Raw genomic sequence first — 26,308 nt, forward strand, 5'->3', positions numbered from 1 at the left:
CACGGCAAGGCCTATGGCGCGCTCGCCATGGGCATGGGCTCGCGCGCCCTGTTCCAGCGCGCCCAGGAGCAGGCCTATTTCATCGATGCCGTGAACACCCTGGCCAAGGGCGCGCTGGTGCCGGTCCCCGGCGGCGTGCTGATCATGGACGGCGCGACGCTGCTCGGCGCGGTGGGTGTGTCGGGTGACACCTCCGACAATGACGAGGCCTGCGCGCTCGCGGGGATCCAGGCGGCAGGACTGAAAGCCAACGCGGGGTGAGCTGCCGTAGGGTGGGTTAGCCGGAGACCGCGCAAAGCGCGGTCGCAGGCGTAACCCACCTGTTCCGCCTCCGCGGAAACAAGCGTGGTGGGTTACGCTGACGCTACCCACCCTACGCCGCCTACAAGCTCTTGCGCCACCCGAGGGGCAAAACACCCAATCCCTCGGTCAACCGACACCCGCAAAAATATTCGCCTTTACAGAATTTCCGTTTTACCGCATCCTGCCGCCATCCTGATCCACGAAAAGGGGCGGTCGTACGTCGTCACGAGCCGCGGATCAGGCTGCGGTGGACGCGAGCGGCGTCGATGCGGAATCTGGCGTGCAGGGCGGAAGATCCCGTGAGCGCGACCGGCCGCACACGACGGACGGCGCCGAATGCGTACGACGAAAGCGCGTGGTCCTGGCCGTCGTTGCTACGGTCAAGCCTTTGCGAAAGGCGCTCGCTCCGACCGGAGCGGCGTCCGTGAATTTCGCGGAGGTGACGGAGGCAAGAAGGACAATCGTCTCCGAGGAGAGCGCGTATAAGCCGTAAAGCCACTGCGCAGGGAAGGCCGGATGTTGCGGCTGCCCTGTATCGCTCCTGTGCCTTGCGTGTGCATCATTCTTGCACGGGAGTCTTGCGGGTGCCAGCCGGCACCCGGCCTTCCCTGCGCCCTTTCTCTCCGAGAGGGCGTGAAGCGGAGAGCAAAGCTCGGGCGGATTACGCCGCGAGAAGGCGAAGGCGTGCCTGCTGTTTTGAATCGTGAATAAGTGGATGAAAGCCTCGCCATCCTGCTTCGACATTGCGAGCGCAGCGAAGCAATCCAGAATCCCTCCGCGGAAAGACACTGGATTGCTTCGCTGCGCTCGCAATGAACGATGTTGATTCAGCGTGCGTCAATTCATCCCCGTCACCCTGAGGTGGCCGCTTCTTCAGCGGCCCTCGAAGGGCGACGGCCCGGCTGCATCTTTGGCCGTTCATCCTTCGAGGCTCCCGCTGCGATGCTAACCGCATCGCATCACTGGCACCTCAGGATGACGGATCAGCCAGCAGCCCCCCTCTACCTTCCCGTCCAGACCGGTTTCCGCTTCTCGCTGAACGCTTTCAGGCCCTCCTTGGCGTCCTCGGTCATCGCCAGCAGTGCGATCTGGCTTTCGGTGTAGGCGATGCTCTCGTCGAACGACATCGAGGCGATGGCGCGCATGGCGTATTTGCCGCGGCGGATCGCGGTTGGCGACTTGTCGACGATGCGGCCGATCAGCCAGTCGACCTTGGCATCGAGCTCGGCGGTGGGCACCACGTAGTTGAGCAGGCCCGCGCTCAGCGCCGCCTTGGCATCGAACGGCTCGCCGGTGAGCGCCCATTCGTTGACGAGGCGCGGCGGCGCGATGCTCTGCAACAGGCTCAGCACCTGCATCGGGAACACGCCGACCTTCACCTCGGGCAGGCCGAAGATGACGTGATCGGCCGCGACCGCCATGTCGGTCATGCACAAAAGGCCCATGCCGCCGGCCATGCAGACGCCCCCGACCCGCGCAATCGCCGGTTTGGTGGAGTTCTGTGACAAACGTAACAGATCGGCATAGTCGACATTTGGTTTGGAATGATCCATCGCGAAAGCCGCGCCGGAATTCTGCAAGTCGGCGCCCGCGCAGAACGCCTTGTCGCCCGCGCCCGTCAGCACGATGACGCGGACGTCCTTGTCGTCATGCGCGTCGCGATAGCCTTTGGTGATGCCGGCGATGACCTCGCCGTTCAGCGCGTTGCGTTTCTCCGGCCGGTTGATGGTGATCCAGAACGCCTGCCCGCGCTTTTCAGTGATGATTGCCGTGGTGTCGGTCATGGTAGGCTCGCTTCCTTGTGTTCCGTTTTGCTGCCATTTGCGGCAGGACCGGCGGCGCGCGCAAGGGCAATCTGCAACGCTGTGTCACCATAGCGTGTGGGCGCAAATTCGCATGGCGATTGAATTAACGGCGACGGCCGCTATCCTGACTGGAGATTTTGATCACCGATGAGCCATTTCATGCGCACCGCGACGATTTTGTTGCTGGCAGGCTTGCTCGTGCTGAGCGCAGGACCCGCAAGCCGCGCGGCCGACGGCGCCAAGCTCGCGCTGGTGATCGGCAATGCAAGATACCCCGACAACGAATTCGTGCTGAACGAGGTCGCCAACGATGCTCAGGACGTCGCTGAAGAATTGAAGCGCGACGGCTTCGTCGTCGATCGGCAGAGCAATCTCACGGCCGACGCCATGCGGCAGGTGCTGGATCGCTTTTATGCCCGCATCGAGCGCGGCGCGGTGGCGCTGATCTTCTTCGACGGTTTTGCCATCCAGTCCAACCGGCAGACCTACCTGCTTCCGGTCGACGCGCAGATCTGGACCGAGCCGGACGTGGCGCGCGACGGCTTCAGCCTCGACACCATCCTCGCCGAGATGAACACGCGCGGCGCCGCGATCAAGATCGCGCTGATCGACGCCTCGCGCCGCAACCCGTTCGAGCGGCGCTTCCGCCGCTATTCGGCGGGCCTTGCGCCGGCGATCGCGCCGAGCAATTCGCTCGTGCTCTACTCCGCCGCGCTCGGCGCGGTTGCGGCCAGCGGCAAGACCGAGCACGGCCTGTTCGTCGCCGAGCTGCTCCGCGAGATGCGTGCGCCGAACATCAGCGCCGAGCAGGCCCTGACCAACACCAAGAACGGCGTGGTCGCCGCCACCAAACGGGAGCAGGTGCCGTGGCTGTCATCCTCGCTCACAACCGAATTCTCTTTCGCAGGTTCGGTGGCGCAGCCGGCCGACAACAAGGCCGGCGACCCGACGAAGCCAGAGCCTCAGAAACCCGAGCCGCAGAAGCCGGTCTGCGATGCCCCGCAGGCGGAGCCGCCCCCGAGCGCCGACGATCTCGCCAGGGATCCGGTCATCGCCGATCTCAGTCGCAAGATCGCGGCGAATGCCAATGACGTCGCCTCGCGCTACAAGCGCGGCCAGGTCTATGCGATCAAGCGCGCCTATAGGCTCGCCATGCAGGATTTCGACCTCGTGATCCGCAGGGATCCCAGGGATGGCGAGGCGCTCAACAATCGCTGCTGGACGCGCGCTGCGACCGGCGATCTGCAGGGCGCGCTCGCCGACTGCAATCTGGCGCTCCAGATCGATCCCGGATTGAGCGATGCGCTCGACAGCCGAGGGCTCGTCAACCTCAAGCTCGGCCGGACCGCCGAGGCGATCAAGGACTACAACGATGCGATCCAGCGCAACCCGCGCTCGTCATCGTCGCTGTTCGGCCGGGGCATCGCCAGGCGCAAGAGCGGCGGCGACGGCGCCACGGATATCGCGCAGGCGAAGTCGATGAATCCTGATATCGCGAAGGAGTTCGCGGGCTACGGCGTCACGGAATGCGTGCCCTGAGCTGCAGAGGCCTTCCTGATCCAGACCTTGTTGTCATGGAATGCGGCCCCGCCGATCGGCGCGACGGTTTCGGCGCCCGTCAGCATGTTGATGCCGCGCCCGCCGATATGGTTCTTGTTGGGATGAACGGACTCCGCGATCAGCACGCCGCGCCGCACGCCGACGAACAGCGTCGCGACCAGCGTGGTCTCGCCGCGGGTATTGCCAAGCGTCACCGCATCGCCGTCTGCGATGTCGAGCGCGGCAGCATCCAGGGGATGGATCATCACGCTCGCTTTGCCCTCGCGCGCCAGCGAGGACGGCGTCTCGTTGAAGGTGGTGTTGAGGAAGCTGCGCGAAGGGCTGGTCGCCAGCCGGAACGGATGGGCCTGGTCGGAGTGCTCGATCACCGCCCAGTGGTCCGGCAGATCAGGCATCTTGGCGACATCGCCCATGGTCACGCCGAACGGTGGATGCGCCCAATCCGCTTTGAAATGGAATTTGCCGTCGGCATGGGCAAAGCCATCGAGAAAATGCGAGGTGCGGAAGTCCGGCTGCAGGTCGCGCCAGAGGTCGGCCTCGAGACCGGCGATGTCGCCGTGATTGCTCAGCTTCAGCGTCGCGTCGATCAGTTCGCGCGGCGTCATCTCGAAACCTCGATGCTTGGCGCCGAGCCGCGGCGCCAGCCCCTGCAAAACCTCGTGGTTGGAGCGGCATTCGCCGGGCGGATCGATCAGTTTCGGCCCGACCGAGATGTGCTGGTGGCCACCGCCGTAATAGAGGTCGTCATGCTCCATGAACATGGTCGCCGGCAGCACGATATCGGCCATCTGCGCCGTCTCGGTCATGAACTGCTCGTGCACCGCGACGAACAGATCCTCGCGCGCAAAGCCCTGCCGGACCAGCGCCTGCTCCGGCGCCACGGTCATCGGGTTGGTGTTCTGGATCAGCATCGCCTTGACCGGCCCCTTGCCGCGCAGCGCTTCGGCATCCCCGGTGAGGATGCGGCCGATCTTCGACTGGTCGAGTGCGCGGATGCTCTGGTCGATGGCGTCGTGGCCCTCGATGATGGATTCGTTGAAATGCCACAGCGCGTAATTGTTGAAGAAGGCACCGCCGCCTTCATACTGCCAGGCGCCGGTGACCGCGGGAATGCAGGTCGCGGCATGCATCTGCGTCGCGCCGTTGCGCGAGCGGGTGAAGCCGTAGCCGAGCCGGAAGAAGGTCCGTTTGGTCTCGCCGATCGCCTTGGCAAAGGCTTCGATCTCCGCCACCGGCACGCCGCAAATCGCAGACGCCCATTCCGGCGTGCGCGTCTTCAGATGCGCCTCGAGCTCGGCCGGGCAATCGGTGTACTTGTCCATGTAGGCGCGGTCGGCATAGCCGTCGCGGAACAGGACGTGCATGACACCACACGCGAACGCGCCGTCGGTGCCGGGCCGCAGGATGATCTTGATGTCAGCCTGCTTCATGGTCTCGTTGTCGTAGATGTCGACCGCGGCAATTTTCGCGCCGCGCTCCTTGCGGGCGCGGGAGGCGTGCGTCATCACGTTGACCTGGGTGTTGACCGGGTTGGTGCCCCAGATCACGACGAGGTCGGACAGCGCCATCTCGCGCGGATCGACGCCGGCGATCTTGCCGGTGCCGATCGCGAAGCCGATGCGGGCGACATTGGCGCAGATGGTCTGATAGAAGCGGGAATATTTCTTCACATGCGTGAGACGGTTGAGGCCGTCGCGCATCACCAGCCCCATCGTGCCGGCATAGTAATAAGGCCAGATCGATTCCGCGCCGAACTCGCGCTCGGCCGCATTGAAGCGATGCCCGATCTCGTCCAGCGCCTCGTCCCAGGAGATCCGCGCGAATTGCCCCGAGCCCTTCGGCCCAATGCGGCGCATCGGAAACATCACCCGCTCCGGATGATGGATGCGCTCGGCATAGCGGGCGACCTTGGCGCAGACGACGCCGGCCGTATAGGTCTGCTGCTTCGAACCACGGACACGACCGATGCTGCGGCCTTCGACCACCTCGACATCGAGGGCGCAGGCCGAGGGGCAATCATGCGGGCAGGTCGAATGGCGGATTTCGATCTTGGCGTGCTGGTTCATGGCCAAATTCGTAACACCAAAATACCTGTCAGCCGAGGGCATTTATCCGGCAATGCCCATGCGATTTGCTCAGATCACGTGCGCTGCGGGTTCCTGCCGCGACTGCGAAGACGGCGCTCCACGCCGAAAACGGCGCGATATTCCCGGCGTGATCGGCCTGGTCAGCCGTCGACAGTCCGCATCGGCTGCCGTTACAGTGCTGCCAACAAGAACGATATCAGGGAGGTGGGCATGACAGTCCGAAGATTCGTGCCGGCCTTGGCCGCCGGCCTGCTTGCCGCAGTCTCCGCCGCCCCCTCATTCGCCCAGGATTATCCCACCCGCGCGGTCCGCATCGTCGTGCCCTTCGGCGCCGGCGGACCGGCCGACGTCGCCGCACGGCTGATCGGCAATGCGCTCCAGGAGAGCTTCGGCCAGCCCTTCGTGGTCGAGAATCGCACCGGTGCCGGCGGTGTCATCGGCACCGTGGAGGCTGCGAAGTCGCCGGCCGACGGCTACACGCTGTTGATGATGTCCAACACCCAGACCGCGAATGAATCGCTGCTGACCCCGGACAAGCGCAAATACGAGCTGATGCGGGACCTCGCGCCGATCGCGCCGGTGAACTATTCCGATCTCGTCATCGTGGTAAACCCGCAGGTGTCGGCGAAGACTCTTGTCGAGTTCATCGCTCTCGCCAAAGCGCAACCGGGCAAGCTGAACTATGCCTCTTCGGGTCAGGGCACGCCGTACCACATGGCCGGCGAGCTGTTCAAAGCCATGGCCGGCGTCGATGTCGTGCACGTTCCCTATCGCAACAGCGGCGAGGCGCGCAGCGGCGTGATCGGCGGACAGGTGCAGATGATGATCGACGCGGTGCCGGCGATGGCGCCGAACATCGCCGAGAACCAGGTCCGCGCGCTCGCGACCACCGGCAAGCAGCGCTCAGCCGTGCTGCCGAAGGTGCCGACCGCGATCGAGGCGGGCGTAGCAGGCTATGAGGCGACGATCTGGCTCGGCCTGATGGCGCCGGCCGGCACACCAAAGCCCGTCATCGACAAGCTCAATGCCGCCGTCAACGCAATGGTGAAGCGGCCCGACATCGTCAAGCTCTGGACGGAACAGGGGGCCGTGCCCATGTCGATGACCACGGAGGAATTCGAGAAATTCCTGCGTGGCGATATCGAGAAATGGGCCGACGTCGTCAAGAAGTTCGACAAGTCCTGAGGCCGCAGAGTGCGCATGCCGACCATTCAATTCAGCCTCAACGGCGCCGCCATGACAGTGGATGCCGATCCGGACCAGACGCTGCTCGATGTGCTGCGCGGCCGGCTCGGCGTTACCGGTGCACATTTCGGCTGCGGCGCCGGCGAGTGCGGGGCCTGTCTTGTCATGGTCAACGACCGCGCGATAACCTCCTGCGATATGCCGATGTGGTCGGTCGCGGACCGGGACGTCGTCACCGTCGAAGGCCTCGGCACGGCCGGACGACCGCACGCGCTGCAACGTGCCTTCATCTCCGAGCAGGCGATACAGTGCGGCTATTGCGTTTCCGGAATCCTGATCAGCGCGGCGGCGCTCCTGAAGCGCAATCCGTCCCCGACGGAGACCGAGGTCAGAGCGGCACTCGATCGCAATCTGTGCCGCTGCGGATCGCATACCCGCATGGTCCGCGCCGTGTTGCGCGCGGCGGCGGAGCTGGCAGCGTCATGAGTGCGTCGTCCCCTGCCCCGAAACTGCCGATCAGCCTCGCTGCCAATCCAAAACTGTCGTCCTGGGTGAACTTCACGGGTGAAGGCGGTGTGGCGGTCTCGCCCGGCAAGGTCGAGATCGGCCAGGGCATTGTCACGGCGCTGGCGCAGATCGCGGCGGACGAGCTCGACGTCGATATCGGCCGCATTGACATGATCCATACCTCGACGGCGATGAGCCCGAACGAAGGCGTCACCTCGGGCAGCCAGTCGATCCAGCAATCCGGCCGGGCGCTGCGCCTGGTCTGTGCCGAGGTGCGCCAACGCTTCCTTGACGCGGCGTCGGAGCGTCTCGGTGTCGATGCATCGCTGCTGGATGTCGATGACGGCACCATCTCAGGCCCCGGCAATGTCAGGACCAGCTACTGGGAATTGAGCGGCGAGGTCTCGCTCGACCACGATGCCACCGCGGACGTGACCGCGAAGAGCGCCGACAAGCGCAGCGTCGCCGGCCATTCGGTCCAGCGTGTGGATATTCCCGACAAGGTGTTTGCGCGGCCGCGCTTCATCCACGACCTTGCGCTGCCGGGACTGGCGCACGGACGCGTGTTGCGACCCGACGTCTCGGGCGCCAAATTGGTTGGGCTAGACGACACCGTAGCGCGCGCCGTTCCCGGCCTCATCGCAATCGTCCGCGACGGCGGCTTTTCCGGAGTGGTCGCCAACAGCGAGGCTGCGGCAGAAGCCGCGCTGAAAGCCCTGCGCAAAGGCGCAACATGGTCGGCCGGCGAACCGCTGCCCGATGAAGCCGATCTCGCCGGCTTCCTGCGAAGCCAGCCCGTCGAGACGACCATCATTGACACCAGGACAGCAAGCCCGGCGCGCAAGGGCTCTCAAACCCTCCGCCGGCAATATACCCGCCCTTACATCGCGCATGCCTCGATGGCGCCGTCCTGCGCCTTGGCACGATGGGAGGCTGATCGCGTTCATGTCTGGACGCACAGCCAGGGTGTCTACCTGCTGCGCGCCGACCTCGCGATCGTGCTCAAGCTGCCGGCCGAGAACATCGTGGTCGAGCACATGGAGGGCGCCGGCTGCTACGGACACAATGCGGCCGATGACGTGGCACTCGATGCCGTGTTGCTCGCCAAGGCTGCTGGCGGCCGGCCGGTGCGGGTGCAGTGGTCGCGCCACGACGAGATGTCCCACGCCCCCTTTGGCGCGGCGATGGCCATCGAGATCGAGGCCGATCTCGATGCGGACAACGAGATCGTCGGCTGGCGCCACGCGATCTGGAGCAATGGCCACGTAGCAAGGCCGGGACGCGCGCCGCAGCCGGCGCTGCTTGCCGCAACCGAGATCGCGAACCCCTACCCCCGTATGATCTCGACGAATCCACCGGCCGCGAATGGGGGCGGTGCCGACCGCAACTCCGTTCCGCTGTATGATCTTCCGGCCTGGAGGATCACGAGCCACCGGCTGTTGACCATGCCGATGCGCACCTCGTCGCTACGGACGCTGGGCGGACAAGGCAACGTCTTCGCCATCGAATCCCTGCTCGACGAGATCGCCGCCTTGCGCGGCGAAGATCCGATCGCGTTCCGCTTGCGGCATCTGCGCGACGAACGGGCCCGCGACGTCATCAGCGCTGCGGCGCGACGTTCCGGATGGAAACCGCAGAAGCGCTCCGGCATCGGTCACGGCATCGGATTTGGCCGCTACAAGAACACGGGCGCGTATTGCGCCGCGATTGCCGAGATCGAAGGCACCGACGACATCCGCGTCAAGAGGCTGACGCTCGCGGTCGATGTCGGCGAGGCCATCAATCCGGACGGCGTCATCAATCAGATCGAGGGCGGCGCGATCCAGGCGACGAGCTGGGTGCTGAGGGAGCGCGTCCGCTTCGACCGGACGCGCATCACCTCGACCTCCTGGACGGACTATCCGATCCTGAGATTCAGTGAGGTGCCGGCAGTGGACGTCGAGATCATCCAGCGACCGGAGATCGAGCCGGTCGGCGCCGGCGAGGCCGCCCACGGCCCGGTGACGGCGGCGATCGCCAATGCCGTCTACGACTGCCTCGGCGTGCGCGTGCGTGACCTGCCGATCACGCGTGACAGAATCATTGCAGCTGCGGAGCTTGCGTCGTGACGACAGTGAAAATCTTGAGCGGCGGCGCGGCGCAAGGCTTGGTGCGCGGCCTCACTGATGCCTTGAAGGCGCGGACCGGATTCGGCATCAGCGGCGAATTCGGCGCGGTCGGCCTCATGGCCGACAAGCTGCGCGCGGGCACGCCGGCCGATCTCGTGATCCTGACGCAAGCGCTCCTAGCAAAGCTCGCTGAGGAGAAGCTTGTCGCCCCCTCCTCGATCACGGATGTCGGCCGTGTCGAGACCGCATTGGCGGTCCGCAGCCGTGATCCCAAGGTGACGGTGAAGACCGAGGCCGATCTGCGCGAGGTGTTACGCGGCGCCGACGCGATCTACGTCCCCGACACCAAGGCCTCGACCGCGGGGCAGCACGTCGCAAAAGTGCTGGACCAGTTCGGCATCGCCTATGAGGTCGCCTCGCGCCTCAAGATATTTCCGAACGGCGCAACGGCGATGCGGGAGCTCGCGGCGTCCACCGCGCAAAGGCCGATCGGCTGCACACAGGCGACCGAGATCATCGCGACCGACGGCATCGCGCTGTCGGGGTTGCTGCCGCCGGGCTGCGAGCTCGTGACCATGTACACGGCCGGCGTGACCGCCAGGGCCGCGCATCCGAACGAAGCTGCTGCACTGATCGCGCTCCTGGCTGGCGCAGATCACAGGGAGCTGCGCCAGCGCGCTGGCTTTTCCGGCTAGATGCCGTGCTATTTGTGCAGCTGGGTCAGCCCGGTCGGCGGGCCGTCGACCGCAGTCCAGCCGCCATCGACGAACAGCGTGCTGCCGCTGACATAGCTCGCGGCATCCGAAGCGAGATAGGCCACGGCGGTCGCGACCTCGTCGGCGCTGCTCCAGCGGTTGAACACAGTGTGGCCGGCGTAGAGATTGTAGATGTCGGGGCGCTGCTTGAACGGACCGGTCAGCGCGGTCTCGGCGATGCTCGGCGCGATCGCGTTGACGCGCACGCCGGCGTGGCCGACCTCGGAGGCAAAGCCCTTGACCAGCAGGCCGATGGCGGCCTTGGTCGAGCCGTAGACGCCAAGGCCCGGCTCGATGGTCACCGCCCGCACCGAGGAGCAAGCGATGATGCTGCCCCCTTTCTGAGCGACCATGATGCGGCCGAACGCCTGGAAGAACCAGACAGTGCCCTTGACGTTGAGGTTGAGGACGCGGTCGAGATCCTCCTCGGTATAATCGAGGATGGTCTTGCGGATGTTGAGCCCGGGCGTCGTCACGGCAATGTCGAGTCGCGAAAATTTCTGCATCACGGACTTGGCGAGCGCGTTGACATCCGCCGCACTTGCGGCGTCGCAAGCCGCTGCCTCCGCCCAGCCGCCCTTGTCGCGAATGCCGACGGCAGTCGCTTCCGCGGCGTCGAGCGCGCGATCGGCGCAGACGACACGGGCCCCTAACCCGGCAAGGGCCTCGGCCGACGACCTGCCGATGCCGGATGCGGCCCCGAGGACAACTGCGGTCTTGCCGGTGAGATCGAAGAGCTTGCGATAGTCCGTCACTGATAATTTCTCCTGTAGCTGCTAGCCCTTGTAGCCCATCAGCAGGCGGGGCAGCCACAGCGAGAATGCAGGGACGTAGGTCACGAACATCAGTGCTGCGATCAGCGCGGCATAGAACGGCAGGATGGTGCGCATCACCGCGCCGACCGAGATGCCGCCGATGGCGCAGCCGACGAACTGCGTGGTTCCGACCGGCGGGGTGTTGAGCCCGAGCGCGCAATTGATCAGCATCAGCATGCCGAACTGCACCGGGTCCATGCCCGCCTTCATCGCGATCGGCAGGAAGATCGGGGTGCAGATCAGAATGGTCGCCGCCATGTCCATGAACGTGCCGAGCACGAACAGGATGACGTTGATGAGCAGGAAGATCATCCAGGGTTGCGTGGACACCTTGCTCATCATCTCGCCGGCGAGATCGGCCACCTCGTACAGTCCCATCAGGTACTGGAACATGGTGGAAACGCCGATCAGCAGCAGCACCACGCCCGTCGTCTTCACCGCCTTGGCGGCTGCGCGCAGGAAGTTGCTCCAGGTCATGGTGCGGTAGATGAAGAAGGTCAGCAGGATCGTGTAGGTGACCGCGACGGCGGCGGATTCGGTTGCCGTGAATACGCCGGAGAGGATGCCCGTCAGGATGATGCCGACAATCAGAAGGCCAGGCAGCGCGGCCGCGAACGAGCGGAACACCTCGGCCCAGCCCGGGAACTTGCCGGCGGGATAACCGCGCTTCACCGCGACGGCGTAGGCAGCGACGAGCATGCAGATCATCAGCACGATCGCCGGCAGGAGGCCGGCGGCGATCAGCGCGCCGATCGAGACCTTGCCGCCGGCGGCCAGGGCATAGATGATCATGTTGTGGCTGGTCGGCATCAAGGCGCCCACCAGCGAGGCGTGGGTGGTGACGTTGACGGCGTAGTCGGTGTCGAACCCTTCCTTTTTCATCATCGGGATCATCACCGCGCCCATCGCCGACACGTCGGCCACGGGCGAGCCGGAGACGCCGCCGAACAGCGTGCAGGCGACCACGTTCGACATGCCGAGCCCACCGCGGATGTGGCCAACGAGATTCTTGGCGAGCTGCACGATCTTGTCGGCGACGCCGCCATGCAGCATCAGCTCACCGCTGAAGACGAAGAAGGGAATCGCGAGGAACGAGAAGATGTTCATCCCCGACATCATCTGCTGGAAGATGACCGCGACCGGCAGGCCTTCGTAGAGGATGGTGCAGATCGCCGAGAGGCCGATCGCGAAGGCAACGGGAACGCCGAGAATCAGGAAGCCGAAGAACGTGGCGCCGAGGATGATCAGTTCCATGAGGGGACGACCTCTTCGCCGCGCAGGAGAGCCATGATGTGCTCGATGGAAAAGGAGACGATCAGGACGCCGGAGGCGATCAGCGGCACGTAGCGGATCACCTCGGGAAGACCGAGATTGGGGATCTTCACGGTTCCGACCGAAGACCCGAGGACCCAGCCGTTGTAGGCCATCGCAACGCCGAACACGGCCACCAGGACGTGGATCACGAGCTCGATCTTCTCCCGCATGTGATCCGGAAGCATCACCAGCAGACTGTCCATGCCGATGTGTCCGGCATCGCGCACGCCGACGGCGGCACCGATCAGCGTGACATAGAGGATGAGGACCAGCGCGAGGTTCTCCGTCCAGGTCGGGCTGGAATTGAGGACGTAGCGCCCGAACACCTGATAGAAGACGATGATCACGATGACGAGCAGTCCGGTCACGGACAGATACATGCCGGCGCGAGCAACGGGGGCGTTGATCCGCGACAGCAAGCCTGTAGATGGACGTGCTGCCGTGTCCCCGTGCTCGTGACTTGCGACGTGTGGGTCTGTCATTTCCGCGGCTCCTTGCGAGGGTCCGGCGTCGCCTCCGCGGCAACGCCGAACCCGACGCGGCTATGGTCTTACTTCGTGTCCTGGATGCGCTTGACGAGGCCCTGCAGCTTCTCGTCGCCGGCGAACTTCTGGTACACCGGCTTCATCGCGTCGACGAACTCCGCCTTGTTGGCGATGGTCACCACCTGGACGCCGGCCGCCTCGACTGTCTTGCGAGAGGCCTGCTCACGCTCGTCCCAGAGCTTGCGCATGACGGGCACCGATTCCTTGGCCGCCTTGCGGACCAGCGCCTGGTCCTCCTTGCTCAGCGTGTCCCAGACCTTCTTCGACATCACGAGAACTTCGGGCGCCAGCGAGTGCTCGGTGATGTTGTAGAACTTGGCGGCCTCGAAATGGCGCGAGGACTCGTAGGAGGGCCAATTGTTCTCGGCAGCATCCACCAGGCCGGTCTTGAGCGCGGTATAGACCTCGCCATACGGCATCGGCGTCGGGTTGGCCCCTAAGCTCTGGATCATGCCAACCCACAGGTCGGACTGCTGGACACGGATCTTCAGGCCCTTGAGATCGGCAAGCGACTTGACCGGAGCCTTGACGGTGTAGATGGACCGGGCGCCGCTGTCGTAATAGGCAAGGCCGACCAGGCCGGCGGGCTCCATGGCGGCCAGGATCTCATCGCCGACCGGCCCGTCGAGGACGGTGCGCATGTGCTGCGTGTCGCGGAAGACGAAGGGCAGACACAACGCGATGGTTTCCGGCACGAAGTTGTTGAGCGGCGATGCGTTGATCCGCATCATGTCGAGCGCGCCGATCTTGAGCTGCTCGATCGTGTCCTTCTCGGAGCCCAGGGCGCCGTTCGGGAACACCTTGACGCCGAGCTTGCCGCCGCTCGCCGCCGCGAGCTGCTTGCCCATGAACTTGACGGCCTCGACGGTCGGATAATCGGCGGGATGGATGTCGGCGGAGCGGAAATCGCGTGCGGTCGCCAGGGGCGCTGAGAGCGCCAGCGCAACGGCTGTGATGATACCGGTGAGTGTCTTCATCTGGGCTTCCTCCGGGGTTGATTATGTCGTTGTCGGGCAGGCTGCGGGCCGCCTTGGGTCGCTCCACTTCAGACGTGAAGTCAAGCACCAAGTCGTCCGTAGGGCGGGCGGCATTCTCTGTCCAAGCCAATTCCAGCATCGATCGATGCAAGAGTTGCATCGATCGATTTCTGACGCAATTCGCATTATGGCGGGGACGGCGGCTGGCCGACGTCGCCGCCACGTGACTTGACGCCATTAATGCAGGCCCCTCAAGATATTCGAAACAGCAGACCATGTTGAGGGAATGCCCATGCCGCGGAAGCTGATCGATATCTCTGTGCCGCTTCGAAACGACGTGACGGCCGATCCACCCGGCAACCATCCGACAATCCAGTATATCGATCACCAGCAGGGCCTGCCACGGATGCTGCAGTTCTTCGACGGTCTCAAGGCGCAGGATCTGCCGGACGGACAAGGCTGGGCCGTCGAACAGGTCTCGCTGTCGACCCATAACGGCACGCATCTCGATGCGCCCTGGCACTTCCATCCGACCATGAACCGCGGCGAGCGGTCATGGACGATCGACGAGGTCCCGCTGGAATGGTGTTTCCAGCCCGGCGTGAAGCTCGACTTCCGGCATCTGCCCGACGGCTACGTGGCGAGCGCCGACGACGTCGCGAAGGAGCTGAAGCGCATCGGACACACGCTGTCGCCGCTGGAGATCGTCGTCGTCAACACCAACGCCGGCGCGAAATTCGGCAAGGCCGAATACGTCAATTCCGGCTGCGGCATGGGCTATGAAGCCACCATGTATCTGCTCGAACGCGGCGTGCGGCTGACCGGCACCGACGGCTGGAGCTGGGACGCGCCGTTCGTCTACACCGCGAAGAAATATGCCGAGACAAAAGATGCCGGCCTGATCTGGGAAGGCCACAAGGCGGGACGGCATATCGGCTATTGCCATCTGGAGAAGCTGCACAATCTCGATCAATTGCCCCCGACCGGCTTCACGGTCTCATGCTTCCCGGTGAAGATCGAACGCGCCTCGGCGGGCTGGACCCGCGCGGTCGCCATCATCGACGATCAGGCCTGAGGCATCACTCGCCGCCGAGGCCGCTCTCGGCGAGTTCGCGCAGCGCGTCCGTATCCAGCACGACGATGGCGCCGTGCTCGAGGCGAACCCAGTTGCGGCCGGCCCAGGCGCGCAATTGCTTGTTGATGCTCTCGCGCGTCATCCCCACCATCTCGCTGATCTCCTGCTGGGTGATGGCGAGCGTGCCGCTGCCGGAGTCGAACTTGCGCTCTTCGGTGAGACCGAGCAGCGCGCTCGCGAGCCGGCCCGGCAGATTCTGGAGGATCACCTGCTCGACCTGCTGACTGGTCCAGCGCAGACGCGCGCAGAGCAGCTCGATGAATTTCATCGCCAGCGCCGGCTGGCTCTTCACGAACGGCAGAAAGTCCCGCCGATCGATGATGTAGAGCTCGCAATTGGTGTTGGCGGTGGCGTCGGCCGACCTGGGCGCGCCGTCGAGCACCGCGATCTCGCCGAAGATTTCTCCGGGGCCGATCAGATTGAGAATGGCGTTCCGTCCATCGGGCGACGAGGAGGAAATCTTCACTGTCCCCGTGATCACCGCGAAGAGATTGTTGCCGGGATCGCCCTTGGCGGCGATCGTCGCGCCGCGCTTCACGGTGGTGTGCTTGGCGTAGCGGCAGAGCTGATCGAGCGCCTCCGGCTCCAGATCCGCGAAGATCGGGTGCTTGCGCAGGACCGATAATTTGTTGCCCGCCGACTGTCGGGGGTCGCCGGTCTTGTCCTGAGGCACGCCGCGGGGCTCCTAAGACTACGAGGCACTGAGGTTCCTGCGTAGTCAACGTTATCAGGCTTTTCAACCGGAAAGCACGCGCGCGGTTTGAGGCAAATGCCGCGAAAAAGCCGCGGTCGAGCCGGAATGCGCATCCGGAGGATGCGTCGATGCGTTTTGATCGATGCAGAGTTGCAGGCCACGCAATCCGCGATTGCGTTGAGGCGCTGGCGAGCGGCCGACAGTGCGGGCGGGCGTCGGCTGCCGCGCGCCTGAGCGGACCAGGACCTCGGGAGTTTCAGCGCTTGGAATCCGGATCGAGCCGGCCGGCGCTGGTTTGCCGGTCCGCCCAAGCCAGAGCTGCGGCGAATGCGACGAAGATCGCGACGACGACAATGGCCATCAGCAATGCATCAGCGGGCATCATGCTCCTCCCAGTTGGGTTGGGATTTGTGCCGGCCGGCCGGCGTCATTGATCGAGATCAAAAAGGTCAGGCGACGCGGACGACCGTCAGGCTGCGGCCAGCGCCTCGGCGCGCGCAGGATCGAGCAGGCTGATGCCGCCATGAATGATCTCGATCACGCCGTGACGCTCGAGCTTGGTGAAGGTGCGACTGACGGTTTCGATGGTCAGGCCGAGATAGTCGGCGATGTCTTGACGGCTCATCGGAAGCGGGACCGTATCGGACAGCCCCTTTAGCGCGACCAGCCGTTCACGCCAGCCGAGCAGGAAGGTCGCAACCTTCTCGTCCGCCGAGCGGCGGCCGAGCAGGACCATATGGTCGCGAGCCTGGCTCAACTCGCGAATGGCCAGCTCGTTGATCCGCCTGAGCAACTGCGGCCGGTCTTCGATGAAGCGGCCGAACGGCGCTTTGGCGAACTGGCACACGGTCACCGCGCCGATCGCATCGGCAGAAAAATTGTGCCGGCCGGACAAATTCATCCCCAGGAAATCACCGGGCAAGGCAAAGCCCACAATCTGCCGCCGGCCGTCGGGCAGCAGCTTGTACAGCCGCATGACGCCTTCGAGGACGTTGTAGAACAAGGTGGTGATGTCCTCCTCGGAGAACACGGTCTCGCCGGAGTCGAAATGAACGCGGCGTCCGAGATGCTCGAATTCCCTGAGCTCGGCCGCATCCAGCGACGAACACACCGCCGCTCCGCGTACGGCGCAATCGTCGCAGAAGTGCCCGTTCGGCTCAATCGTGACCACGGAAGGCTTCATCCACCGCTCCTCGCGTCGGTCCAGCTCCGCCCCCCGGCCGAGCCCGCCACGCAGCGGCATTTTACTGCATTGCGCCAAAGCCAGTTGACCCAGATCAAATTTGGGTTGGCATCCTGTCCTATTCTGCTTCCAGAGTTCGACGGGATCACTTTCCATGCTGCAAGGCGTCCTGCGTCACGGCCTGATTGGGCTGCTTCTGATTACGCCTGCGCTGGCGGCCCCCACCGCCGAACAGCGCGGCAAGGCCTTTGCACGGGCCAATTGCGCACGCTGCCACGCGATCGACCGCGACTCCCAAAGCCCGCTCAAGATCGCGCCTCCGCTACGCACTCTGCATCAGCGTTATCCGATCGAGACCCTTGGTGAGGCGCTGGCCGAAGGGATTTATACCGGCCACGCCGACATGCCGGCCTTCGAGCTCAGTCCGGACCAGATCCACGACCTGCTGTCCTACCTGAAGACGCTAGAATAGGCATCACACCGCCTGCACGGTCCACCCAATCAGCTCCTTGGCGATGCGAGCAAAGGCCGCATCGAAGGCTGCGACTGAGGCCGCCGGCTCGACCCTGTCGAGCCTTTCGCTGGTCTCGACCAGGCGCGAGGCAATTACCTTGCCGTTCTTGTCGACGATCCGCGCCGACAGTCCGATCTCGACCCGTGGCTCGTCCTCCGTGGCGATCCGAAAGCGCCGGATGTCGATCAGGAGCTGGTAATCCGCCTGACCGAGGTCGGTCGTGCGTAGCGGGGCGTGGGCGATATCGTAATTCTCGAAGCTGTCGATCAGGCGCGCCTGGAGCAATTTCGGAATGCTGTCGGCCCAGAGGAAGTCTGCAAAGCCCGGCCTGTCCCCGCTGGGTGAGAACAGCATGCGCTGGGTCTGCAGCATTGCGACCGCACTCGGCTCCGGAATGGCCAGTGACGCCGAGAGCGTCTTGGCGGCCGGACCACCGAGGTTCTGCGGCGTGTGGAGGTCGTAGGTGACCTTCTGCGCAGGCGCGCCGCCGCCGGTCATCTTCTCCAGGCCCGCCAGGATGCCGTCGATCTTGCCGGTGTTGCGCGCGAGCCCGTCGGAGAACGTTTTCAGATTGGCGATGGTGTCCTTTAGCGGGCCGGAATTGTCCTCGAGCACGGTGTCGACCCGGCGCAGCGCATCGCGCGCGGCCTGCGTCATGCTTTGACCGGCGCCGGCCTCGGCGATCAAGGTCAGGGGCTCGCCGGATTTGGCGACGATCACACCGCCCTCCAACGTCACCACCGGCACGCCGGTCAGGCCCTGGAATTCGAGACCGACCTTGGTGTCGGAACGCACCGGCGTGGCCGTGGCAACCGAGATCGTCGCATTGACGAAGCGCGGGTTGTCAGGCGCGAGCCCGAGCTGGGTCACCTCGCCGACACGAATGCCGTTGAACAGCACGCCGGCGCCGACCAGGAGGCCAGGGACCGGCCCCTGGAATTGCACGTGGTAGTTGGTGCGCGGCCCGATGCCGCCGGTGTTGTTCAGCCAATAGACGAAGCCGAACACCGCCAGGATCGCGGCCAGCACGAAACTGCCGATCAGCACGTAGGGAGCGCGGGTTTCCATGTCTCATCTCATCTCGTGTTGCAGCATCTGCGAGCGCTTGCCGTGGAAATAGGCACGCACCCAGGGATGCTCGGATTGCAGCAATTCCCGCATCGGGCCGATCGCCACGATCTTGCCGTCGGCGAGCGCGGCGACGCGGTCGCAGACCGTGGTCAGGCTCGCAAGGTCGTGGGTCACCATGAACACGGTCAGACCCAGCGTCTTTTGCAGCGTCGTGATCAGCGCGTCGAAATCGCCGGCGGCGATCGGATCGAGGCCAGAGGTCGGCTCGTCCAGGAACAGGATCGGCGGATCGAGCGCGAGCGCGCGCGCCAGCGCCACGCGCTTGGTCATGCCGCCGGACAGCTCCGCCGGGAATTTGTCCGCGTCCTGGGCGCGCAAGCCGACCATTTCGAGCTTGGCGATCGCGATCTCGTCCATCAGCTCCTGCGACAGGACGAGGTTTTCACGCAACGGAAACTGGACGTTCTGACGGACAGTCAGCGAGGAGAACAGCGCGCCCTGCTGGAACAGGATGCCCCATGTCGTGGCTGCGCCTCGTCCGTGACCGCCAGTGGGTTGTCCCATGACTTCGATGGTCCCGCCTTGGCGCGGGATGAGGCCGATGATGGTCCGCATCAGCACCGACTTGCCGCCGCCGGACGCCCCCACCAGCCCGAGGATCTCGCCCCGGCGGACATCGAGCGACAGATGGTCGAGCACGGTCTGGCGGCCGAATCCGACCACGAGGTCACGGACGCGGATCGCGAACTCGTCTTGCGATGCATCCATCGTCACATTCCGATCGAGGCGAAGAAGATCGCGAACAGGCCGTCGAGCACGATCACCAGGAAGATCGACTTCACCACCGACGTCGTGGTCTGCCGCCCGAGCGACTCCGCGCTGCCCTTGACGCGCAATCCTTCGCTGCAGGCTACGATCCCGATCACCAGCGCCATGAACGGCGCCTTCAGGATGCCCACCTCGAAATGGGTGACCGTGATGGCCTCGTGCAGCCGGGCGATGTAGATCGCCGGCCCCATGTCGCCATAGAACTGGGCGACGAGACCGCCGCCATAGAGCGCGGCAATCGATCCGATGAAGGTGAGGATCGGCAGCGCAATGACCAGGGCCACAACGCGCGGCAGGATCAGGACCTCGACGGGATCGAGCCCCATGGTCGAGAGCGCGTCGATCTCCTCGCGCATCTTCATCGAGCCGAGCTCGGCGGTGTAGGCGCTTCCCGACCGGCCGGCGACCATGATGGCGACGATCAGCACGCCGAGCTCACGCAGCACCAGGATGCCGACCATGTCGACGGTGTAGGATTCCGCACCGAATCTGCGGAAATGGAAGAAGCCCTGCTGCGCGATGATGGCGCCGATCAGGAAGGTGATCAGCGCGACGATCGGGATCGCCTGCCACCCGATGCGGTAAAGCTGATACACCAACGACGTCAGCCGCAGCGAACGCGGCCGCCGCAGCACACCGATCACCGCCATGAACAATGAGCCGAGCATCTGGAGGAAGATCGTGATGTCCTCCCGCGCCCCGACCGTGGATTTGCCGAGATCGCCCAGCCTCGCCAGCACCGGGTTGGGCGCAGCCGTCGGAGCCGGCGTGTGGCGGTTGACCTGACGCACCTCGTCCATCAGCCCGCTGAAATGATCGGCGACCCCGACGAATTCGGCAGATCTGCCGGATGATGCGGCCCTGCGCGACAGCTTTTCCAGGACCCAGGCCCCGAGCGTGTCGAGCGCGCTGACGCCCGACATGTCGAGGGTGACGAGGCGCGATTGATCGACGTCGGCTCCGACCGACCGGGACAATGTCTCGAGCGCGACCACATTCGCGGCGGTCCAGGGCCCTTCAGGACGCAAGTTCAGCACGTCGCCGGACGGCGTCGCGAGCAACAGCGGTTCGTGGTTCACGCGTTCCACCTCATCGGGGCAATCCGTCCCCAGTCAGACGGCATTTCTAGGCCAGCATATGGCCGCCGGCTTGACCTGTCTCAAGACCCGGACACGCCGCGGATTGACGCAAATCAAGCGCGATCGCGCGCGCGGGTCCTAGGCTTGCTTGCATTCAATGGGGATATCAAGTCCATGTTCAACAGTGACAGGATGAGCGAAGAATTGCGGGCGCTGAAGGTCGATGTCACACGCTTGCTGAGCACGGCCGGCGAGGAGATGTTCGAGAGCTCGAAAGATCGCGCCGAGGCGCTCGCCGACCAGATCAGGGCCGCGCTCACCGAGCTCGGCGAAACCGTCGACGAAGAACAGGAGCAGCTTCAGGGGCTCATTGCGGAGCGCCCGATCACATCGCTGGCCTCCGCCTTCGCGCTCGGCGTGGTTGTCGGTTTCATGCTGAGGAGACACTAGGTGAATACCGAGAATGTGGTCAAACATCTGCGCGCGCTGTGGCGCACCGACAGGATCATCGCGGACATCAGGCTGCGCCATCTGCTGGTCGGCCTCGGCCTGCGCGCCTTTGCGGCGCTGATCGCGGCGTTCGGGCTTCTGATGCTGGAGCTGTCTGCCTATTTCGCGCTGGTCCAGATCTGGAGTGCAATTGCCGCGGCGGCCATCCTCGGCGCCGTCAATTTTGCCATCGCGACCGCTCTCTTCGCGATCGCCGGCCGCGCTCCGTCAGGCCGCGACATCGAGCTTGCCAACGAAATTCACGACACCTCCATCGAAGCCCTTCAGCTCGAGGCACGTGCGCTCCAGGCCCAGGTGTCAGGCGCAGTGCATCGTCCGCTCAGCACGATCGCGCCGGTGCTGGTGCCGTTGATCGCGATCATCATCAGGAATTGCGGACGACGACCAAGACATCCGCCGCGGCAAATTCGGCTGAAGCGCGCTCCTAGCGGGCGCGCTCAGAGCCTCAACTTGACGTCGCAGATATCGGGCTCGGCGGGATCCGGCTTGACCTCGAAGCCGAGGTCGCGGCACATTTCGAGCATGACGGTGTTCTCCTTGAGCACGTCGCCCGATATGGTCTTCAGCCCTTCCGACTTCGCGTAGTCGATGATCAACTGCATCAGGGCCCAGCCGAGCCCCCTGCCCTTGAGATCGGACCGTAGTAGGATCGCGTATTCGCCGCTCTCGTAGATCGAATCCGAATGGAGCCGGACCACGCCGACCATTTCGCCGGTTGCCTCGTCGAATGCAATGAAAGCCATGGCGCGCGCATAGTCGAGCTGAGTGAGGCGTGCGATGAACTCGTGGGTAAATTCCTTCATCGGTGCGAAGAAACGCAGGCGAAGGTCGTGCGCCGTAACGTGGCGCAGGAATTCGTGGATGGTCGGCTCGTCCTCGGGACGCATGGGCCGCACGAAGATGCGCCAGTCGTCCTTGACCTTGAGGCGACGTTCCCATTGCGACGGATAGGCGCGAACGGCGAAATTGGCCGGGCCGGAGCCGACGAACTTCCGTTGCGGCGGTCCGACCGCAACGCGGGCATCCACCGCGGTCACGCCGGTTTCGTCCGCCAGCAGCGGATTGATGTCGAATTCGCGGATCTCGGGAATGTCGGCCGCCATCTGCGCCAGCTTGACCAGGACCATGGCGACGGCGTCGTGCTTGACCGCTGGCACATCACGATAGGCCTTTAGGAGCCGCGACACGCGGGTGCGGTCGATCAAATCGCGCGCGAGCTGCAAATCCAGCGGTGGCAGCGCGAGCGCCTTGTCGTTGATGATCTCCACCGCGGTGCCACCACGGCCGAACACCACGACGGTGCCAAAAGTGGGATCGTCGGCGAGGCCCAGGATCAGTTCGCGCGCCTTTGCCTTGACGATCATCGCCTGGACGATGACGCCGCCGATGCGGGCCCCCGGCCGCAGCTTTCTTGCCCGGGCGAGAATGTCGGAGGTGGCCGCACGCACGGCCTCCGGCGTCGTCAGATTGAGCACGACGCCGCCGACATCGGATTTGTGGACGATGTCCCGCGACATGATCTTCAGCACCACAGTGTCGCCTTGTGCGAAGATTTCCTTTGCATAGGCCACCGCCTGCTCGACGTCGCTCGCCGCATAGGTTGGCACCATCGCGATGTCATAGGCTTCGAGCAAGTTCTTGATCTCGACAGGCTCGAGCCATTCACGGCCGTCCGCGATCGCGGCGGTGACGATCTGCCTCGCCCCCCGGGCATCCGGCACGAATGTATCGGGCATCGCGGGGGGCACCTGGCTCAGCTCCTCGACCACCTCGCGGTGCCGGACCAGATGCATGAAGCCGCGCACGGCGTCGTCTTCGGTCGGATAGTTCGGCATACCGGCGCCGGAAAGTGCCTGAATGATGTGCTGATCGGCTCCGACCCAGGCCGCCAACACTGGCTTCGCCCAGCGGCGGTGCTGCTCGCGATATTTGCCGACGAGCTCCGTCACGGTCGTGGCGATCTCGGCCGCCGAGGCGATTGCCGTTTGCACGTTGAGGACCAGGACCGCATCATTGTCGCGATCGGCCAACAGCACCTCCAAGGCCGCCGCGTAGCGCGAGGCGTCAGCGTCGCCCACGATGTCGACGGGATTTGCACCAGACCAGGTCGGCGGCAGCACCGCATCGAGCGTCTTGCGCGCCTCCTCCGAGATGGTCGCCGGGGTTCCGCCGAGTTCGACCAATCGATCGACGGCGAGGACGCCGATGCCGCCGCCGTTGGTCAGGATGGCGAGACGCTTTCCCGTGGGCGATTCGACGCGGCCGAGTGTCTCGGCACAATCGAACAGCTCACGCAGATCGGAGACCCGCAGCACCCCCGCCCGGCGGAATGCCGCGTCATAGACGGCGTCGGCGCCGGCGAGCGCGCCGGTATGCGTGGAGGCCGCCTTCGCGCCCTGCGCCATGCGGCCGGACTTCACCACGACGACGGGCTTCACCCGCGCGGCGGCACGCGCCGCCGACATGAACTTGCGCGCATCCTTGATGGACTCGATGTAGAGCAGGATCGCGCGGGTCTTGTGATCCATCGCGAAATAGTCGAGCAGATCGGCAATATCGACGTCGATCTGATCGCCGATCGAGACGATGCCGGAGAAGCCGACGCCGCGCTGCGCAGCCCAGTCGACCATGCCGGCAGCGATCGCGCCCGATTGCGAGATCAGCGCAAGGCTGCCCGCCCCCGGCATATGCGCGGCAAAGCTGGCATTCAGACTGACTCCGGGCATCATGATGCCGAGACAGTTCGGTCCGATCAGCCGCATGCCGTATTTGCGGGCCGCGGCGATCGCGGCTTCGTAGAGAGATCCCGGTCCATGACCGAGCCCGGCTGAAACGATCAAGGCGCCCGCCGAGCCGCGACGACCGGCCTGATCGATGATACCGGGAATCTCGCGCGCCGGCGCCGTGATGACCACGAGCTCGGGCACGAAGTCCAACCGATCCAGACTCTTCACCGCGGCGACGCCGCCGATTTCGGCATGGCGTGGATTGACGAGGCCGAACCGCCCCTTGAAATCGGCCTTGTGAATGTTCTCCAGGACGGCGCGTCCGACGGAGACCGGACGGGCGCTCGCGCCGACGAGCGCGACTGAACGCGGCGCCAGCAGATTGTTCAAACGATAGGTTGACATGAAAGCAAATGCGCCAGGTCAGCGACGGTTTCGATGGTTGACGATCAGGCTAGGATGGCGAGCCTAGTGCGAGATCATAACCCAGCATGGTGGCTGGCCAATGACGGTTTTTGTCACACCGCCCCACACGATCTCGTTCAGGCGCGAATGATGATAGGCGCCCATCACGATCGCATCCACACCGTGGGAATTCGCCCAGCTTCCCAAGACCTTGCCGATCGAGCTGCCGCTGCCTTTGGCCGTTTCGAACGAAGCGTGGACGCCATGTTCCCTCAGATGATCGACCAGAGCGGTTCCGGATTGCACGATCGCTTCGGTCTTGTCATCCGCAACCGTCACCACGCGGACCGAGGCGGCCGCCTGAAGGACCGGAAGCGCATCGCCGACCGCTCGCGCTGCGCGCGCGGAGTGATCCCAGGCGATCATGACGTTTTCGAATTCAGGCCGAAGTTCGTCCGCGAGATGTTCCGGACAGAGCAGAAGCGGCCGGCCCGATTCGAACAGGAAGGTTTCGACAATGCTCTCCGTTCGACTGTCGTGCGGCTTCACGGGAATCAAAGCCAGATCGCTGAAACGGGCGTGCTCGGCCAGGATCGCCGCGATCTGGTCCGCCGGCACCTTGCCCGTTCGGCTCTGGGCGCGAACCTTGGCACGGGACGCTGCGTTGGTGAATGCGCTCAGGAGCTGCTGCACGTCGTTCGCCTCACGCGAGCTGCCCGCCCCCGCGGAATCGCGATCGATGGGCAGCATCACCTTCGGCCGCTCGAAAACGTCTTCCTCGAGCGCCAGCGCGGTGATCCTGGCGCCGAGGGCGGCGGCGACGGCCACACATTTCTCGATCGCAACCAGAGCCGGCCCGCGCGGCTGGCCGACAAGCGGCAGAAAGACATCCTTGATGGGCATCGGGATTCTCCTTGGCCGCTACAATAGGCCGGCTTTCGTCGAGACGCTTGATCCTCATCAAGCCAAGGGAACTTCGGCCCGGTCCGCCGGCGGCGGGCGTTGATCGACGTCAAGGGCTGGCGGCGCTCCGCTCCTAAGGGTTACCCTGATCGTCGGGCGGACTGCCTCCCGACGCAGCTGGATGTGCCAGGAATGACAGACGATTCTGCGACCCAGGACCGGATCTTTGCGGCGCTCACCAATTCCGCCGAGCATCCGGACGTCAAGCGGGTCGACACGCACGCGGCTTCGGTCTTTCTAGAGGGCAGGCGCGCACTGAAGATCAAGCGCGCCGTGCAGTTTCCGTTCCTTGATTATTCGACGCTCGCGAAGCGCAAGGCAGCGTGCGAGGAGGAGATGAGGATCAACCGGCCGCTGGCGCCGCAGATCTATCATCGCGTCGTCGCGATCACCGAGGAGCCGGACGGATCGTTCAAGGTCGACGGCCAGGGCCGTCCGGTCGAATATGCGGTCGACATGTCGCGCTTCGACGAAAGCCGGACGCTCGATCATCTGGCAAAGGCTGGCGCGCTGGATGCCGCTCTTGCCTCGGCTGCGGCTGACGCGATCGCAGCTTCGCACGCGGCGGCGATCCGCGCCGAGGGCGAGGCATGGGTCTCCTCCATCCCTGCCCTGATCGACGGCAACAGTCACGGTCTGCGAGCCGGCGGCCATTTCGATGCGGGCGATATCGAAAAGCTCGGCAGAGCCTCGCACGAGGCATTCCTGCGTGTTCGCCCCCTGCTCGCAGAGCGCGGCGGGAAAGGCTTCGTGCGCCGCTGCCATGGCGATCTGCATCTCGCAAACATCGTTCTGATCGAGGACCGGCCCGTGCTGTTCGACGCCATCGAGTTCGATGCGCAGATGGCAACTGTCGATGTGGTCTACGATCTCGCATTCACGCTGATGGACCTGTTGCATCACGATCAGCCGGGCGCGGCCAACATCGTCCTGAACCGCTATCTCGCCGCGACGCCGACCGACAATCTCGACGCGCTCTCGGCCCTGCCGCTGTTCATGTCCATCCGGGCGGCGATCCGCGCCCAGGTGGCGCTGGCTCGGCTGAAGCCACCGCATTCCGACGATCCCGGCATTCTTGACCAGGCACAGCGCTATTTTGACCTCGCCAGGATGCTGATCCATCCCCCTGCTCCGCGCCTGATCGCGGTCGGCGGATTGTCAGGCACCGGCAAGACGGTTTTGGCGCAAGCGCTCGCGCCCGTCGTCGCGCCGCCGCCGGGGGCCGTCGTGCTGCGTAGC

At 64.8% G+C, this 26,308-nt stretch carries 24 protein-coding genes and 1 pseudogene; 11 read left to right on the top strand and 14 right to left on the bottom strand.

The window, feature by feature from the left end; all coding sequences use genetic code 11:
* On the top strand, positions 1–261 hold a 261-nt coding region (locus tag MOV74_RS08265), incomplete at its 5' end, for a heme-binding protein (protein WP_246919928.1).
* A 1,043-nt stretch (positions 262–1,304) separates the two neighbouring features.
* Here MOV74_RS08265 and MOV74_RS08270 read toward each other — a convergent pair.
* Entirely contained in the window at positions 1,305–2,087 is a 783-nt protein-coding gene (locus MOV74_RS08270; protein WP_246919929.1) for an enoyl-CoA hydratase/isomerase family protein, read from the bottom strand.
* A 168-nt stretch (positions 2,088–2,255) separates the two neighbouring features.
* On the opposite strand from MOV74_RS08270, the gene MOV74_RS08275 reads away from it, so the two are divergent.
* The gene (locus tag MOV74_RS08275; RefSeq protein ID WP_246919931.1) at positions 2,256–3,647 is read left to right on the top strand and encodes a caspase family protein; all 1,392 of its coding nucleotides are present in this window, start codon (positions 2,256–2,258) and stop codon (positions 3,645–3,647) included.
* Here the strand turns inward: MOV74_RS08275 and MOV74_RS08280 are convergent.
* Positions 3,620–5,734 carry a molybdopterin-dependent oxidoreductase gene (locus MOV74_RS08280; protein WP_246919933.1) on the bottom strand — a complete coding sequence of 705 codons (2,115 nt, stop codon included), beginning with the start codon at positions 5,732–5,734 and terminating at the stop codon, positions 3,620–3,622. The two genes, MOV74_RS08275 and MOV74_RS08280, sit on opposite strands and share 28 nt — an antisense overlap.
* Before the next feature lie 231 nt (positions 5,735–5,965).
* On the opposite strand from MOV74_RS08280, the gene MOV74_RS08285 reads away from it, so the two are divergent.
* Genes MOV74_RS08285 through MOV74_RS08300 form a run of 4 tightly spaced genes read left to right on the top strand, consistent with a single transcriptional unit; the run spans position 5,966 to position 10,250 of the window.
* A complete protein-coding gene (locus MOV74_RS08285) occupies positions 5,966–6,940 on the top strand; it encodes a tripartite tricarboxylate transporter substrate binding protein (RefSeq protein WP_246919935.1) in 975 nt (324 codons plus the stop codon).
* A gap of 15 nt (positions 6,941–6,955) precedes the next feature.
* Positions 6,956–7,426 carry a (2Fe-2S)-binding protein gene (locus tag MOV74_RS08290; RefSeq protein ID WP_246919937.1) on the top strand — a complete coding sequence of 157 codons (471 nt, stop codon included), beginning with the start codon at positions 6,956–6,958 and terminating at the stop codon, positions 7,424–7,426.
* Complete coding sequence (locus MOV74_RS08295; protein ID WP_246919938.1) at positions 7,423–9,555, top strand: molybdopterin cofactor-binding domain-containing protein; 2,133 nt, start codon at positions 7,423–7,425, stop codon at positions 9,553–9,555. Before MOV74_RS08290 ends, MOV74_RS08295 begins: the two co-directional genes overlap by 4 nt.
* Positions 9,552–10,250, top strand: a complete 699-nt coding sequence (locus tag MOV74_RS08300; RefSeq protein ID WP_246919939.1) for a substrate-binding domain-containing protein — start codon at positions 9,552–9,554, stop codon at positions 10,248–10,250. Before MOV74_RS08295 ends, MOV74_RS08300 begins: the two co-directional genes overlap by 4 nt.
* A gap of 8 nt (positions 10,251–10,258) precedes the next feature.
* Here MOV74_RS08300 and MOV74_RS08305 read toward each other — a convergent pair whose 3' ends face one another.
* From MOV74_RS08305 to MOV74_RS08320, 4 genes are all read right to left on the bottom strand, one after another.
* Entirely contained in the window at positions 10,259–11,065 is an 807-nt protein-coding gene (locus tag MOV74_RS08305; RefSeq protein WP_246919940.1) for an SDR family oxidoreductase, read from the bottom strand.
* A 21-nt stretch (positions 11,066–11,086) separates the two neighbouring features.
* On the bottom strand, positions 11,087–12,379 hold the full coding sequence (locus MOV74_RS08310; protein WP_246919941.1) for a TRAP transporter large permease: 1,293 nt from the start codon (positions 12,377–12,379) through the stop codon (positions 11,087–11,089).
* On the bottom strand, positions 12,370–12,921 hold the full coding sequence (locus MOV74_RS08315) for a TRAP transporter small permease (protein WP_246919942.1): 552 nt from the start codon (positions 12,919–12,921) through the stop codon (positions 12,370–12,372). Before MOV74_RS08315 ends, MOV74_RS08310 begins: the two co-directional genes overlap by 10 nt.
* A gap of 68 nt (positions 12,922–12,989) precedes the next feature.
* On the bottom strand, positions 12,990–13,961 hold the full coding sequence (locus MOV74_RS08320; RefSeq protein WP_246919943.1) for a TRAP transporter substrate-binding protein: 972 nt from the start codon (positions 13,959–13,961) through the stop codon (positions 12,990–12,992).
* A gap of 292 nt (positions 13,962–14,253) precedes the next feature.
* Between MOV74_RS08320 and MOV74_RS08325 the strand changes: the two genes are divergently transcribed.
* Positions 14,254–15,036, top strand: a complete 783-nt coding sequence (locus tag MOV74_RS08325) for a cyclase family protein (RefSeq protein ID WP_246919946.1) — start codon at positions 14,254–14,256, stop codon at positions 15,034–15,036.
* 4 nt (positions 15,037–15,040) lie between these two features.
* On the opposite strand, the gene MOV74_RS08330 is transcribed toward MOV74_RS08325, so the two are convergent.
* The 3 genes from MOV74_RS08330 to MOV74_RS08335 form a co-directional block, all read right to left on the bottom strand.
* A complete protein-coding gene (locus tag MOV74_RS08330) occupies positions 15,041–15,769 on the bottom strand; it encodes a Crp/Fnr family transcriptional regulator (protein WP_246919950.1) in 729 nt (242 codons plus the stop codon).
* A 277-nt stretch (positions 15,770–16,046) separates the two neighbouring features.
* Positions 16,047–16,172 carry a hypothetical protein gene (locus MOV74_RS40795; RefSeq protein WP_258719518.1) on the bottom strand — a complete coding sequence of 42 codons (126 nt, stop codon included), beginning with the start codon at positions 16,170–16,172 and terminating at the stop codon, positions 16,047–16,049.
* 87 nt (positions 16,173–16,259) lie between these two features.
* Positions 16,260–16,973 (bottom strand): helix-turn-helix domain-containing protein, encoded by a 714-nt coding sequence (locus MOV74_RS08335; protein ID WP_246919973.1) that lies wholly within the window; start codon positions 16,971–16,973, stop codon positions 16,260–16,262.
* Between the two features lie 154 nt (positions 16,974–17,127).
* Between MOV74_RS08335 and MOV74_RS08340 the strand changes: the two genes are divergently transcribed.
* Positions 17,128–17,445: a cytochrome c gene (locus MOV74_RS08340; RefSeq protein WP_246919952.1), complete on the top strand. Its 318-nt coding sequence runs from the start codon at positions 17,128–17,130 to the stop codon at positions 17,443–17,445.
* A 3-nt stretch (positions 17,446–17,448) separates the two neighbouring features.
* Here the strand turns inward: MOV74_RS08340 and MOV74_RS08345 are convergent, their stop codons facing one another.
* From MOV74_RS08345 to MOV74_RS08355, 3 genes are read right to left on the bottom strand one after another with little or no spacing between them, the layout of a single operon-like run.
* Entirely contained in the window at positions 17,449–18,555 is a 1,107-nt protein-coding gene (locus MOV74_RS08345; protein WP_246919955.1) for an ABC-type transport auxiliary lipoprotein family protein, read from the bottom strand.
* Positions 18,556–18,558: 3 nt separating this feature from the next.
* A complete protein-coding gene (locus MOV74_RS08350; protein WP_246919957.1) occupies positions 18,559–19,326 on the bottom strand; it encodes an ABC transporter ATP-binding protein in 768 nt (255 codons plus the stop codon).
* A gap of 2 nt (positions 19,327–19,328) precedes the next feature.
* A complete protein-coding gene (locus tag MOV74_RS08355) occupies positions 19,329–20,465 on the bottom strand; it encodes an ABC transporter permease (protein ID WP_246919959.1) in 1,137 nt (378 codons plus the stop codon).
* 174 nt (positions 20,466–20,639) lie between these two features.
* Here MOV74_RS08355 and MOV74_RS08360 point away from each other — a divergent pair, with 174 nt between their 5' ends.
* On the top strand, positions 20,640–20,915 hold the full coding sequence (locus tag MOV74_RS08360) for a hypothetical protein (RefSeq protein WP_246919963.1): 276 nt from the start codon (positions 20,640–20,642) through the stop codon (positions 20,913–20,915).
* Positions 20,916–21,403, top strand: a pseudogene (locus MOV74_RS08365) (phage holin family protein).
* A 9-nt stretch (positions 21,404–21,412) separates the two neighbouring features.
* Here MOV74_RS08365 and MOV74_RS08370 read toward each other — a convergent pair.
* Both MOV74_RS08370 and MOV74_RS08375 read right to left on the bottom strand, forming a co-directional pair.
* Positions 21,413–24,106: a bifunctional acetate--CoA ligase family protein/GNAT family N-acetyltransferase gene (locus tag MOV74_RS08370; protein WP_246919966.1), complete on the bottom strand. Its 2,694-nt coding sequence runs from the start codon at positions 24,104–24,106 to the stop codon at positions 21,413–21,415.
* 63 nt (positions 24,107–24,169) lie between these two features.
* A complete protein-coding gene (locus MOV74_RS08375) occupies positions 24,170–25,009 on the bottom strand; it encodes a universal stress protein (protein ID WP_246919968.1) in 840 nt (279 codons plus the stop codon).
* A gap of 192 nt (positions 25,010–25,201) precedes the next feature.
* Here MOV74_RS08375 and MOV74_RS08380 point away from each other — a divergent pair.
* The coding region (locus tag MOV74_RS08380; protein WP_246919971.1) for a phosphotransferase at positions 25,202–26,308 on the top strand (1,107 nt) is incomplete at its 3' end.

Origin of the sequence: Bradyrhizobium sp. SHOUNA76, assembly GCF_023006445.1 — a bacterium.
In the GTDB taxonomy this organism is placed as follows: domain Bacteria; phylum Pseudomonadota; class Alphaproteobacteria; order Rhizobiales; family Xanthobacteraceae; genus Bradyrhizobium.